General features: G+C 69.9%; 12 protein-coding genes. 8 read left to right on the top strand and 4 right to left on the bottom strand.

Annotation, left to right across the window (positions count from 1 at the left end; genetic code table 11):
• Positions 1-8: 8 nt before the first annotated feature.
• The gene (locus POL72_RS38580; protein ID WP_272101857.1) at positions 9-911 is read right to left on the bottom strand and encodes an AAA family ATPase; all 903 of its coding nucleotides are present in this window, start codon (positions 909-911) and stop codon (positions 9-11) included.
• A 350-nt stretch (positions 912-1261) separates the two neighbouring features.
• Between POL72_RS38580 and POL72_RS51045 the strand changes: the two genes are divergently transcribed.
• The 6 genes from POL72_RS51045 to POL72_RS38550 all read left to right on the top strand — a co-directional run bounded on the left by POL72_RS51045 (position 1262) and on the right by POL72_RS38550 (position 7307).
• Positions 1262-2428 carry a decaprenyl-phosphate phosphoribosyltransferase gene (locus tag POL72_RS51045; protein WP_272101856.1) on the top strand — a complete coding sequence of 389 codons (1167 nt, stop codon included), beginning with the start codon at positions 1262-1264 and terminating at the stop codon, positions 2426-2428.
• Positions 2428-3168, top strand: a complete 741-nt coding sequence (locus tag POL72_RS38570) for a CPBP family glutamic-type intramembrane protease (protein ID WP_272101855.1) — start codon at positions 2428-2430, stop codon at positions 3166-3168. The genes POL72_RS51045 and POL72_RS38570 overlap by 1 nt, the downstream gene beginning before the upstream one ends.
• Before the next feature lie 102 nt (positions 3169-3270).
• On the top strand, positions 3271-3933 hold the full coding sequence (locus POL72_RS38565; protein WP_272101854.1) for an NUDIX hydrolase: 663 nt from the start codon (positions 3271-3273) through the stop codon (positions 3931-3933).
• On the top strand, positions 3933-4880 hold the full coding sequence (locus POL72_RS38560; RefSeq protein ID WP_272101853.1) for an NAD(+)/NADH kinase: 948 nt from the start codon (positions 3933-3935) through the stop codon (positions 4878-4880). The genes POL72_RS38565 and POL72_RS38560 overlap by 1 nt, the downstream gene beginning before the upstream one ends.
• A 512-nt stretch (positions 4881-5392) precedes the next feature.
• Entirely contained in the window at positions 5393-5728 is a 336-nt protein-coding gene (locus tag POL72_RS38555) for an HU family DNA-binding protein (protein ID WP_012240887.1), read from the top strand.
• 148 nt (positions 5729-5876) lie between these two features.
• Entirely contained in the window at positions 5877-7307 is a 1431-nt protein-coding gene (locus POL72_RS38550) for an ABC1 kinase family protein (RefSeq protein ID WP_272101852.1), read from the top strand.
• A gap of 78 nt (positions 7308-7385) precedes the next feature.
• Here POL72_RS38550 and POL72_RS38545 read toward each other — a convergent pair whose 3' ends face one another.
• On the bottom strand, positions 7386-8057 hold the full coding sequence (locus tag POL72_RS38545) for a hypothetical protein (RefSeq protein WP_272101851.1): 672 nt from the start codon (positions 8055-8057) through the stop codon (positions 7386-7388).
• A gap of 76 nt (positions 8058-8133) precedes the next feature.
• Here POL72_RS38545 and POL72_RS38540 point away from each other — a divergent pair, with 76 nt between their 5' ends.
• Positions 8134-9435, top strand: a complete 1302-nt coding sequence (locus tag POL72_RS38540) for a citrate synthase (protein ID WP_272101850.1) — start codon at positions 8134-8136, stop codon at positions 9433-9435.
• 99 nt (positions 9436-9534) lie between these two features.
• Here POL72_RS38540 and POL72_RS38535 read toward each other — a convergent pair whose 3' ends face one another.
• Both POL72_RS38535 and POL72_RS38530 read right to left on the bottom strand, forming a co-directional pair.
• Positions 9535-10737: a serine/threonine-protein kinase gene (locus tag POL72_RS38535; protein WP_272101849.1), complete on the bottom strand. Its 1203-nt coding sequence runs from the start codon at positions 10735-10737 to the stop codon at positions 9535-9537.
• Positions 10738-10828: 91 nt separating this feature from the next.
• The gene (locus POL72_RS38530; protein WP_272101848.1) at positions 10829-11050 is read right to left on the bottom strand and encodes a hypothetical protein; all 222 of its coding nucleotides are present in this window, start codon (positions 11048-11050) and stop codon (positions 10829-10831) included.
• 160 nt (positions 11051-11210) lie between these two features.
• Here POL72_RS38530 and POL72_RS38525 point away from each other — a divergent pair, with 160 nt between their 5' ends.
• Complete coding sequence (locus POL72_RS38525) at positions 11211-12311, top strand: hypothetical protein (protein WP_272101847.1); 1101 nt, start codon at positions 11211-11213, stop codon at positions 12309-12311.
• Positions 12312-12313: the final 2 nt, after the last annotated feature.

The raw sequence follows: 12313 nt of genomic DNA, 5'->3' as shown, positions 1-12313 counted from the left end.
CCCACCCCTCAGAGGGGGACCGGCACCCGCGCCACGAGGTCGCGCACAGCCGCCTCGCACTCGTCGCGGGTCGGCATGTAGCCCTCGGCGTGGGCCGAGAGCCGGACCCGGTGCGCCAGCACGGCGACCGCAAGGTTGTGGATGTCGTCCGCGATACAGTACGAGCGTCCGTAGAGGACCGCGCGCCCCCGGGCCGCGCGCGCCAGGTTCATGCCGGCGCGCGGCGATGCGCCCAGCGAGAGGGTCGGGCTCGATCGCGTGGCCGTGAGCACCGCCTGCAGGTAGGTCGCGAGCGACGAGTCGAGCTCGACGCGATCGACCTCGCGCTGCAGCGCGACGAGCTGGGCCGGATCGATGATCTGCGGCACGTTCCGCGCCCGGTCGGGCTCGCCGCCCTGGAGGAGCAGCCGCATCTCCACCTGGGGAGGCGGGTACCCGATCCGGATCCGCACCATGAACCGGTCGAGCTGCGACTCCGGCAGCGGGAACGTACCCGCGAAATCCTGCGGGTTCTGGGTCGCGAGCACGAAGAAGGGGTACGGCAGCGGCGTCGCCGTCCCCTCGATGGACACCTGCCCCTCGTTCATCGCCTCGAGCAGCGCCGACTGCGTCCGGGGGCTCGCCCGGTTGATCTCGTCGGCGAGCAGCACGTTCGCGAAGATCGGCCCCTGCCGGAAGACGAACTGCCCTAGCCGCTGGTCGAAGACGCTGACCCCGAGGACGTCGCTCGGCAGGAGATCGCTGGTGAACTGAACGCGACGGAGCTCGCCCCCCACGGCCTTGGCCAGCGCTCGGGCCAGCGTCGTCTTGCCGACGCCGGGTACGTCCTCGATGAGGACATGGCCCCGGGCGAGCAGCGCGATGAGCGCCAGCTCGACCGCCTCTGGCTTCCCTTCGAGGGCCTGCTCCACGGCAGAGCGAAGCTTCAGGAGCAGAGGCGAAGCTTCACGCGCGACCGAGAGCGCTGATGTCATCGGGGGCGATGGTAGCACGAGGTCACGGCCCGCCTGCGGGGATGCGCATTTTGCGTTCCACGAGCCGGGCTGGCGGGTGCGAACCCAGATTCGCGACCTCGCTGCGTGGCCGCCGGCCCGGGTGCGCTGCGGCACGTTCTTCCTGGTTCGTGGCCTGGAGGGGCTTCGGCGCTGCCGCTGGCGCTCGGTTTCGTCGCTTTCGTCGGTTTCGGGCGCCGGCGCCCCCTGTGCTTTTAACTTGCCGCGGAATGGCCGGGACCTGTGCGCCCGAGTATGCTCCGCGCGCCGTGACCGCCTCGGGGCCCCTTTTTCGCAGCAGCGCCGCAGCCCTCCCTGCTCAGGAGGCGCCCGGCGCCGATGCTCACCCGGATGCGGGCGCGCCGGACGTGCCGGCGCCTGCCGAGCAGGGCGGTTCGCCCGCGTCGGTGAGCTCCGTCCCCGCCGGCAAGCCTCCGTCCTCGCCTCCGCGGAGCGCCGGCGCGCCGAGCTCCGGTCCGCCGGAGAGCGGGCCCCCCTCGGGCGGCTTGATCGCGCAGCCGCCCCTGTTGCCCGACTCCCCGAAGGGGACGCTGCTCTGGCGTGTGCGCGGGATGATCCGCGCGATGCGGCCCCACCAGTGGGTGAAGAACCTCTTCGTCCTCGCCCCCGTGGTGTTCGCCAAGCACCTGACCCACCCCTCGATCATCATGAGCGCGATCGGGGCCTTCGCGATCTTCTGCCTGCTCGCCGGCGCCGTCTACATCCTGAACGACATCGTCGACGTCGAGGCCGATCGGGTCCACCCGGTCAAGCGCTTCCGGCCGATCGCCTCGGGCCGCGTGCCCATCCCGGTCGCCAAGGCGATGGCGGTCGGCCTCGCGGTCATCGCGCTCGGCGCGAGCCTGCTCGGCCCGCCGCTCTTCGCGGTCGTCGCCGCCAGCTACTACGTCCTCAACGTCGCCTACTCGTTCCGGCTCAAGAAGATCGCCTACCTCGACGTCGGCTGCATCGCGATCTTCTTCGTGCTGCGGGTGCTCGCCGGCGGCTTCGCGACGAGGACACCGCTCTCCGGCTTCATGATCGCCTGCACCGCGCTGCTCGCGCTCTTCCTCGGCTTCGGCAAGCGCCGCCACGAGCTTGCCTCGGTCAACGCCTCGAAGCAGCGCGCGGCGCTCGACGGCTACTCGCCCTCCGCCCTGACGGCGGCGCTCGCCGTGACGGGCCTCGCCACCTTCGCCACCTACCTGGCGTACACGCTCGACCACGACACACAGCGGTTCTTCCAGAACCCGTACCTCTGGCTCACGGCGATCCACCCGCTCTTCGGCGGGATCCGGTTCCTCCAGCTCGTGGCCGGCAGCGCGAAGTCGGAGAGCCCCACCCAGGAGATCCTCCGGGACACGCCCTTCGTGCTGAATGTCGTCATGTGGTCGGCCGAGGTGCTGGTGATCGTGTACCGCCTGAGGCCGTCCTGATGCTCGGCGCCGGACCGGAGCTCGCCCGGCCGGGGGCGGCCCCTGCCGGCGACAAGCCCACCGCGAAGAGCGATGCGCTGACCGATCTCGCGCTGACGATGCCGATCTTCGTCCTGTATCACCTCGGCGTCGCCTTCCTCCCCATCCGCAACGCGGCGGATCCGGTCACCGCCGAGCTCCGCGCGCTGGCCAAGCACAGCCTCCCGCTCTACGCCGGCCTCACCGTCGCCGTCGGCGCCGCGTTCGTCCTCGTCCTTTCCATCCTCGGCCGCGGCCACGCCCTCCAGACGAGGCGCTTCGCGTTGCTCGCCGCCGAGGGCGCGCTCTACGCCATCCTGATGCGCTTCGCCGGCTCCTATGTGGTCGGCTCCCTCCGGCTCGGCCCGCCCGCCGCGTCGAACGACATCTTCACCGGGGTCGTGATGTCGCTCGGCGCGGGCTTCTACGAGGAGATCGCCTTCCGCGTCGGCCTCTACGGGCTGGGCGCGCTCGGGATCAAGTTCTTCTTCGGCAAGGGGGTCCAGGGGGTGGTGCTGATGGTCGGCTGGGCGGTCGTGGCCGCCGCCGTCTTCTCCGGCTGGCACTATGTCGGGTCGCTCGGCGATCCCTGGAACCTCCCCTCCTTCGTGTTCCGCATGGTGTGCGGGCTCGTTCTCACGGCGATCTACGTCTTCCGCGGCTTCGCGCCGGCCGTCTGGACCCACGCGCTCTACGACGTCTGGGTCCTCGTGCTCCGCTGAGCCCGGGGCCGCCCCGAGCGCGGGGGCGAGCGCGCGGCGGGCGCGGGGACGAGCCGCATCGCGATCGGCGGTCGTTTGGCGCTATGCTTCGCGCCTCGACGCATGCCGCTACCTCCCTTCCCGAAGCTCGCGCTCAAGCTGGTCCGGACGATCCCCTCGCTCGACGGCCCTGGTTTCCTCAACGTGCGACGCCAGGTGTTCCACGTCGAGTTCCCGGACGGCTCTCTGAGCGACCCGTTCACCTACGACAGCGTCGATCGCACCCGCCTCGACGCGGTGGTGATCGCCCCGCACTACCGCGGCGCGGACGGGCGCCGTTACGTCTTCCTCCGCTCGGCGTTCCGGCCCCCGGCCGCGACCCGCCCGCCCGAGGCGTGGCCCATCCCGGAGGCGCCGACGCTCGGCGCGATCTGGGAGCTGCCCGCCGGGCTCGTCGAGCTCGACGAGCGGAGCCCGGAGGGCCTGCAGCGCTCGGCCGCGCGCGAGCTGCTCGAGGAGGTCGGCTTCGACGTGCCCCCGTCGGCGCTCCAGCCGCTCGGCCCGTCGACATTCCCGGCGCCGGGCATGGTGGGCGAGCGGCACTTCTTCTTTCACGTCGAGGTCGACCCGGCCCGCCAGGGGACGCCGCTCGAGGACGGCTCCCCCCTCGAGCGGTTCGCGGCCATCGCGGCGGTCCCGCTCGACCAGGCGATCGAGCTCACCCGCCGCGGCGTGATCGAGGACGCGAAGACGGAGGTGGCGCTCCGGCGCCTCGCGGAGCTCTGATGGCGGAACGATCCCCCACGCCCGCGCCGCGGCGTCCACCCCGCGTCGCGCTCGTCGTGAAGCGCTCCGCCTGGAAGATCTACCGCGAGGAGCGGAAGGACCCGCGCATCACGCGGCTCATCGAGGCCGGCGACTCCGCGGTCGCGCGCCTCAAGGCGTCGCACGATGCGCACGAGCAGACCGTGCGCGAGGTCAAGGCGGCGCTCGACGACATCGGGGCCCAGATCGACGTCGTCGCCAGCGCGGCGCAGTCCTTCGACGCCGGCGAGCTCGATCTCGTGATCACGGTCGGCGGCGACGGGACGCTCCTCAGCGCGTCCCACAACGTCGGCGACGTGCCGATCCTCGGCATCAACAGCGCGCCGGGCCACTCCGTCGGCTTCTTCTGCGGCGCGACGAGCCGCGACGCGGCGGACGCGATCGCGGGGGCGCTGAGCGGCTCGCTCCGCAGCACCGTGCTCACCCGCATGCAGGTCACGGTGAACGACAAGCTCGCCACCGGCCGCGTCCTGAACGACGCGCTCTTCTGCCACGTCTCCCCCGCGGCCACGTCGCGTTACGTGCTCCGGCTCGGCCGGGCCGAGGAGGAGCAGAAGTCGAGCGGCTTCTGGATCGGTCCCGCGGCCGGATCCACGGCCGCGCAGCGCTCCGCGGGCGGGCGCGTCCTGCCGCTCACGTCGAAGCGGCTCCAGCTCGTCGTCCGCGAGCCCTACACCCCCCACGGCGAGGAGTACCGCCTCCGTCACGCCCTGATCCAGCCGGGCGCCTCGCTCGTCGTGCGCAGCAAGACGCACGACGCGAAGCTCTTCTTCGACGGGCCGATCCACTCGGTGAGCGTCGGGTTCGGCGACGTCATCGAGTTCACGCAGGCGCCCCAGTCGCTGACGATCCTGGGCCTCTCCGCCAAGAGGAAGTGGGGCGCGGGCTCGGCGGCGAGCCGCCGCTAGAGCTCGGTGATCGCGCGGCCGTCCCCCGCGTGCGCGCGCCGGCGCGAGGCGCGAGGCGCGCCGCGGGGTCGCGGGCCGTGAACGAGCGGGGCCTCGGCTCGCCCCACGCGCGCAAACGCGCGCAAACGCGCGCGATCTCGGGCGTGGGCGAGGCGTGGGTGAGCCGAGCAGAGCCGTCGGCCGAGGAGGCTCGACCCGGAGAGGGCGCCCGGGCGACCAGGATCGCCTTCAACGGAAGGGGTTCGGGTGATCTCCTACGTCGAGCGCCCGGCGTCCGACCTCTCTCGCGGCGGGCGCGTGAGGCCTGGAGGAGCGGCGATTTGGGCTGTTTTCCCGCGGATTTGACGGCCCGTGCCAGGGCCCCCCGGCCCTCCCTCCGGCGGAGCGACGCGCCCCCCGGGGCATGAAACCCCTTCTTTTGTAGCTCCGATCGACGATTCGACACTGGATCTGCGGCGGCCGTTGTGGTTCCTTTGGCCCGCAAGAGGGCACAAACCTCAGGAGGAATGAACATGGCGGCCAAGAAGGCGGATGGGAAGAAGAGCACGTCGCTCAGCAAGAGCGCGCTGATCAACGCGGTGGTCGAGGCCAACGAGAACGAGATCTCGCGCAAGCAGGTCAAGGCGATCCTCGAGTCGCTGACCGACATCGCGTACAAGGAGCTCAAGAAGAACGGCATCTTCACGATGCCCGGCTTCGCGAAGTTCCGCGTCGTCAAGAAGCCCGCGACCAAGGCGCGCGAGGGGATCAACCCCTTCACGAAGCAGCCGATGACGTTCGCGGCCAAGCCGGCCAGCAAGTCGGTCCGCGCCCGCCCCATCAAGGCGATCAAGGACTCGCTCTCCTGAGCCTCTCCGGCTCGCGGGAGGGCTCCGCTGCGCGGCGGAGGCCCGCGGCGGCCCCCTCGCCGGGGTTCACCCATCGCTGAGGGCGAGGGCGAGCACGGCTGGCCCCGCGCTGCCCCTGCGGTAGCATGGTGCGGCTGCTTTGCCGCACATGACGCTCGCCGTCCGACTCTTCCGCGCGCTGCTCGCGTTCTCGGTCATCCTGACGAGCTACCTCATCCAGCTGGGGCTCGCGCGGGTGTTCGCGAGGCGCCTCGGGCGCGGCTCGCCTGCGGGTGAGCCGCCTGGCTGGCTCGTCGCGCGCCGCGCCCGCGTCGATCAGAACAACGCCCGGCGCCTGCTGCGCGTCATGCTCCAGCTGCGGGGCGTCTTCATCAAGCTCGGCCAGGTGCTGTCCATCATGGGCGGCTTCTTGCCTCGCGCTTACGGCAAGGAGCTCGAGCAGCTCCAGGACCAGGTGCCGCCGCACCCGTTCAGCGATCTCGAGGCCGCGCTGCGCGCGAGCTTCGGCCGCTCGGCGGGCGAGCTGTTCGCGTCGATCGAGCGCGCGCCGCTCGCGGCCGCGTCGCTGGGGCAGGTCCACGTCGCGCGCCTCCGCGACGGCCGCAAGGTCGCGGTCAAGTTCCTCTACCCTGGCATCCGCGGGATCATCGCCGTCGACCTGCGCGTCCTGCGCCTCGCGATCCTCGTCTACAAGCGGTTCGTCCCGGTGGGGCACATCGAGCGGGTGCACGAGTCGCTGGTCGATCTGCTCCGCCGAGAGACCGACTACCTGCACGAGGCCGCGTGCATGGAGCGGATGGCGCAGAACTTCGAGGGGGACGCGGGCGTCGCGTTCCCGGAGGTCGTCCACGAGCTCACGACGCGCGACGTGCTCACGATGACCTTCATGGAAGGCATCAAGATCACCCGCCTCGACGCGCTCCGGAGCGCGGGCGTCGAGCCCTCGGACGTGGCGCTCAGGCTCGTGCAGGCCTTCTACAAGATGCTCTTCGCGGATCGCTTCTTCCACGCCGATCCGCACCCGGGGAACTTCCTTGTCGCCCCACGGAGCGCGGAGGACGGCGGCGGCTTTCGCCTCGTCGTCCTCGACTTCGGCGCGAGCTGCGAGGCCCAGGACGAGCTCATCGACGGGCTCCTCGACATCCTGAAGGGCATCTTCGCGCAGGACGACGCGGCGGTCGTGCGCGGCTTCCGGAGGATGGGCTTCGTCGCGCCCGGGGGCAACGACGCGCTCCTCGAGAGGACCGTGAAGACCTACTTCGCGAAGCTGCTCAAGATCCGGGATCGCACGCCGGCGGCGCTGATGCGCGCCCGCCCCGAGCAGCTGGAGCGGCTCGCGGACCCCGAGCTGGAGCGCGGTGAGCTCCAGGAGCTGATGCGGTCGTTCGAGTACCCGGAGGACTGGTTCTATGTCGAGCGCGCCTGCGTGCTCCTCTTCTGGCTGGCCGCCCAGATCGATCCCCACCTCGACACGATGGCGGCCGGCTTTCCGTACCTGATGCCGCTCATGGCGGAGCGCGAGGCCAAGGCCGGGTCCGACGGATCGGGTCCGGCGCCGCGCCGCTCGCCTGCGGATTGACCCAAGGCTCATCGACACGCGCAACACGCGTTTCGCGCGCGTTTCGCAGGTGTTTCGTCTGCGCCTTTCGCCCGTGCGCTACCGTGTTGGGAGGGGGCTGAAGCGCGGGCCGGGGCGGGTCAGCCCGAGCTGCGCGAGGAAGGGCGCATAACTCGAGTCCCGATCTGCCATGATCTCCGCGAGCCTGATCTTGACTGCGGCGATCCCTGCCCCTTCAAGGCGTCGGTAATTGTCCTCGGCGGGGTCGACCGCAGGCTCGACGCCTGCCCCCGCGAGGACGGTCCCAGTATGGTTCAGCCCCTCTGGAATCGTTTGTACAAACGGGTCTGGCGCGTGTCGGAGGAGACCTACGAGCCGGTGCGAGTTCGTCTCGTCCCCCGCCATCTCGGGGTGGAACGCGGCCAGTACCGGCGCGGGGCTGAAGCGCCGCCGCAGCTGTTCACCCAGGCGCGATGCGAAGCGCTCGAACTGGGGCGACGGAGTATGGATGCACGGGAGAACCAGGTGCACCACCGCGGAGTCGGCCTCCTCCATGGCCGCCAGCGCCGTCTCCAGGACGGGCTCGCGATCGAGCAGGACGTAAAAGCGACCGAATCCGGTTGCGGCGTCGCGCATGAACGGGCAGAGCCGGTAGCGAGCGACGACCTCGTCGGCGTAACGCCCGTGGACTCGGCGCACCTCGGCCGCAAACCGAGGCGCCTCTGGGTGGTGGGCCAGCTCCCCCCGCACGACCGGCTCGCTCAAATGCATCACCTCATTTTCTCGGGGAAGCATTCTTCCCTCGGCCCGTGATAGCTTACGCCGCGCTGCGGCGGAAGGAGGAGGCGTGCAGGAGACCGCGAAGTTAACGCTGAAGAAGAACGGTGGGGAGCAGACGATCGAGTTGCCTGTGATCACGGGCACCGAGGGGGAGAAGGCGATCGACGTCGCGTCCCTTCGTTCGAAGACCGGGTACGTTTGCATCGACCCGGCCTTCGTCAACACGGCCTCGACCACGAGCTCCATCACGTTCCTCGATGGGGAGAAGGGCATCCTCCGCTACCGCGGCATCCCGATCGAGCAGCTCGGCGAGAAGTCGACCTTCGTGGAGACCTCGTACCTCCTGATCTACGGCAAGCTGCCGAGCAAGAGCGAGCTGTCCCGGTTCTCCACGCTGCTCACCCGGCACTCGCTGATCCACGAGGACATGAAGCGCTTCTTCGACGGCTACCCGTCGACGGCGCACCCGATGGCGATCCTCTCCGCGATGGTGCTCTCCCTGTCGAGCTACTACCCGGAAGCGATCGACGTGAAGAACACCGAGCACCTCGACATCACCATCGCGAGGCTGCTCTCCAAGGTGCGCACGATCGCCGCGTTCTCGTACAAGAAGTCGATCGGCCAGCCGTTCGTCTACCCGCACAACTCGCTCTCGTACTGCGCGAACTTCCTCAACATGATGTTCTCGGTCCCGGCGGAGCCGTACGAGATCGACGAGGACATCGTGAAGGTGCTGAACCTGCTCCTGATCCTGCACGCCGATCACGAGCAGAACTGCTCGACGTCGACGGTGCGCCTCGTCGGGAGCTCGAAGGCGAACCTCTTCGCCTCGGTCGCCGCTGGCATCTGTGCGCTCTGGGGCCCGCTCCACGGCGGCGCGAACCAGGAGGTCGTGACGATGCTCGAGGCGATCCGCTCGGACGGCGGCGACGTCTCGAAGTTCGTCAAGCTCGCGAAGGACAAGACCTCGAACTTCCGCCTGATGGGCTTCGGCCACCGCGTGTACAAGAACTACGATCCGCGCGCCGTCCTCATCAAGGCGGCCGCCGACAAGATCCTGGCGAAGCTCGGCATCAAGGATCCGCTGCTCGACATCGCGCAGCGCCTCGAGGAGACCGCGCTGAAGGACCCGTACTTCGTCGAGCGGAAGCTCTACCCGAACGTCGACTTCTACAGCGGCATCATCTACCGCGCGCTCGGCTTCCCCACGAACATGTTCACCGTCATGTTCGCGCTCGGGCGCCTCCCCGGCTGGATCGCCCACTGGAAGGAGATGAACGACGACCCGACCGGCAAGATCGGCCGTCCGCGGCAGATCTACACCGGCGAGAACGCCGTCGACTACACGCCGCTCGACGAGCGCGCGTGACCGCGGCGGGGCCCAGCGGCCCCGCCTGCACCTTCCACCGACGATCCCCTCACCTCGACGAGCGCGCCCCTGGCGGCGCGCTCGCGGCCCGTCAGCGGCTCATCTCATCACCAGCAGGACGACGATCACCGCCACGATGACGCCCGTGACGAGCGAGGCGCCGCCGACGAGCAGGAGCAGCTTGCCCGTCGAGAGCTGCGAGAGCGACGCGCCAGAGCGGGAGGGCGCCGACGGGTTGTCGTCGAGCGTTCGCTCCGGTCGGCTCATCGAATGCGAATGGCGAGGGGCCGCGGCCGGCTCCACCACGGTGGGCTGCGGGCGCGCGCTCGGTGAACCGCCGGCATGCAGCGGAGGCGCCGGCTGAGATATGGGCTGGCCGGCGCGGATCCGCCCCTCGATGACGGCCTGCGCATACGGAGGCAGCGCGCCTGCGCGTACAGCGCGGACGTCTGCGCGCATGGTCTCGGCGTTCGGGTAGCGATGGAACTTGATGAACGCCAGCGAGCGATCGACCACGGCAGCGACGGCGGGTGAGATCCCGGGCGCGACCGAGGCGAGCGGCGGCGCGGCCTCGGTCGCGGCGGCGATGACCTCCATGGCCTCCGTCACCTCGCCGTGCACCTGTCGGCCCGAGAGCAGCCGGAACATCGTCGCCCCGAGCCCGAAGAGGTCGGTGCGCCCGTCGATGTCGTGGATGAGCCCAGTCGCTTGCTCCGGCGCCATGTACGTCGCCGTGCCCATGATCATGCCCGTCTTGGTCGCGGTCTTCTCCGGCAGGCCGGTGAGCCCGTCGACGACGCGCGCGATGCCGAAGTCGAGCATGCGCACGCGCCCGTCGTTGCCGAGGTGGATGTTCTCGGGCTTGAGATCGCGGTGCACGACGCCGCGCGCGTGCGCGATCGCCAGCGTCTCGAGCACCTGGTCCGCGAGCGCGAGGACCTCGCCGGCCGGCATCGTCCCGGTGCGCGCCATCCGATCGAAGAGCGTCTCGCCCTGGAGCACCTCCATCGTGAGGTAGGCGAGGCCCTCCTGCGTCTCGCCGGAGCCGAGCACGCGCACAACGCCGGGCACCGCGTCCGCCCCGCCGAGCGTGTTGCCGATGAACCCTTCACGCAGGAAGCGCTTCCGCACCTCGGTGATCGCGTTGAGCTCCGGATGCAGCACCTTGAGCGCGACCTGAGAGCCGTCCGCCGCCCGCCCGAGCAGCACGCTCCCCATGCCGCCGGTGCCGAGCACCCGCTCGATCCACCACGTCCCGGCGAACGTCTTGCCGACCCAGTGCTCCGCGTCGTCGTCGTACACGAGAGGCGCCCTCTTTCGACCAGCGGCCATCCGAGGAGAGAGATCTCAGCGGCGAAGCCACTGGTAGGCCGCTCCGCAGCGGGCGCGCAAGCTAATTGATGGAGGTCGTGCCGAAACGCGGGTCGTCGTCAAGCCGCTCGGCCGCTGCCTTGAGCCCGGAGGCGACGCCCCGGAACGCGTCCGCTGGCATGCGAAACGTCACGCCAGGGCCGATGAGTGTCACGTGCACGGTGCCACACCCGCACCGGGTGATGCGCGTCGCCTCGTTCGAGGCGAGCTCGGTGTGTGGACCGCATTTGTTGGGCGCCGCCATGGTTGAACCTCTCCCACATCCTAGCAGCACCGGCCAGCGCTCGGCCACGACACCCCGGCGCCCGACGGAACCCTGCCCGCCCCGTGACGCGATCGCCCTGCAATTGCGCAGCCGTGTATATCTCTTCTCCTCATCGCGACGCGATTGCCTGGAGGGACTCATGGCGGTTCGATGCCTGACGCTTGGTTTGCTTCCCGTCGTCCTGGGGGCCGTGGCCTGCGTTGACGGGGGCGGGGGCGTGACGCCCGTGCCGGTCGACGAGTCGCTGCTGGATGTGCCGCCGGTCGGCCAGGGCTTCCAGATGCAGACCGAGGAGACCGAGGTGCCGGCGGGGGTCGAGCAGCAGGACTGCTACTTCTTCAAGGTCAGCGAGCTCGCCGCGTCGAACGGGCTGGACCCGGCGAAGCCCGTGAACCTGCACCGCGTGCAGATCGCGCAGCGCGACGGCTCGCACCACATGAACATCTTCCGCGTGAAGACCGTGAAGGGGCTGGGGCCGGAGGGCGGGCGCATCCAGAAGAACCAGAACGGGGTGGGGGAGTGCTTCAAGAGCCCCAACTGGGCCGACTGGCCGCTCATCGCGAACTCCCAGCAGAACGGCCAGGTCGACTGGGAGTTCCCCGAGGGCGTCGCGAACGTCCTCGCGCCCGACGAGTGGCTGATGCTGCAGACGCATTACGTGAATGCGACGTCGCAGAAGACCCCCGAGGCGGTCGGCCGCGTCCGGGTGAACTTCTGGGCGCTGCCCGACGCCGAGGTCAAGGCCGAGATGGGCACCGTCTTCGCGACCAAGCAGTCCATCCGTGTCTGTCAGTCGAACCCGACGCCCACGTTCGAGGGCTCGTGCCAGATCAACAGCCCCTCTCCCGTGAGGATCATCGGCGCCAACGGCCATTTCCACAGCCGAGGCACGCGGTTCGACATGTATGCATGGGACGGCAAGACCATCGGCACGCCTCCGGCCTCGGATCGCTTCTACACATCGAGCGCGTGGGACGACCCGCCGATGCTGATCGCGCCGGAGCTCGACAGGGAGCTCCCGACGAACGGCGGCGTCTGGTACGGATGCACCTTCGAGTGGCAGCAGCCGGACCCGTCCGTGGGGTGCAAGGGCCTCGACGATTACGACGTTGCCAAGAACGGGACAGCCGAAGAGTCGCTCGATTGCTGCTACACGTTCGGGCCGATCGTCGAGAAGAACGAGCACTGCAACATCTTCGTCTATTACTATCCGAAGCAGGACGACGTGTTCTGCAACTGAGC

Origin of the sequence: Sorangium aterium, assembly GCF_028368935.1 — a bacterium.
Lineage (GTDB): Bacteria > Myxococcota_A > Polyangia > Polyangiales > Polyangiaceae > Sorangium > Sorangium atrum.
The sequence above is the reverse complement of the archived record's forward strand: the minus strand, read 5'-3'. Positions and strand labels throughout refer to the sequence as shown.

Excerpts from the sequence above, each read along its gene's own strand:
- POL72_RS38560 (WP_272101853.1), top strand. The coding sequence starts at position 3,933 with ATGGCGGAACGATCCCCCACGCCCGCGCCGCGGCGTCCACCCCGCGTC.
- POL72_RS38545 (WP_272101851.1), bottom strand. The coding sequence starts at position 8,057 with ATGCATTTGAGCGAGCCGGTCGTGCGGGGGGAGCTGGCCCACCACCCA.
- POL72_RS38565 (WP_272101854.1), top strand. The coding sequence starts at position 3,271 with ATGCCGCTACCTCCCTTCCCGAAGCTCGCGCTCAAGCTGGTCCGGACG.
- POL72_RS38550 (WP_272101852.1), top strand. The coding sequence starts at position 5,877 with ATGACGCTCGCCGTCCGACTCTTCCGCGCGCTGCTCGCGTTCTCGGTC.
- POL72_RS38530 (WP_272101848.1), bottom strand. The coding sequence starts at position 11,050 with ATGGCGGCGCCCAACAAATGCGGTCCACACACCGAGCTCGCCTCGAAC.
- POL72_RS38555 (WP_012240887.1), top strand. The coding sequence starts at position 5,393 with ATGGCGGCCAAGAAGGCGGATGGGAAGAAGAGCACGTCGCTCAGCAAG.
- POL72_RS38525 (WP_272101847.1), top strand. The coding sequence starts at position 11,211 with ATGGCGGTTCGATGCCTGACGCTTGGTTTGCTTCCCGTCGTCCTGGGG.
- POL72_RS38570 (WP_272101855.1), top strand. The coding sequence starts at position 2,428 with ATGCTCGGCGCCGGACCGGAGCTCGCCCGGCCGGGGGCGGCCCCTGCC.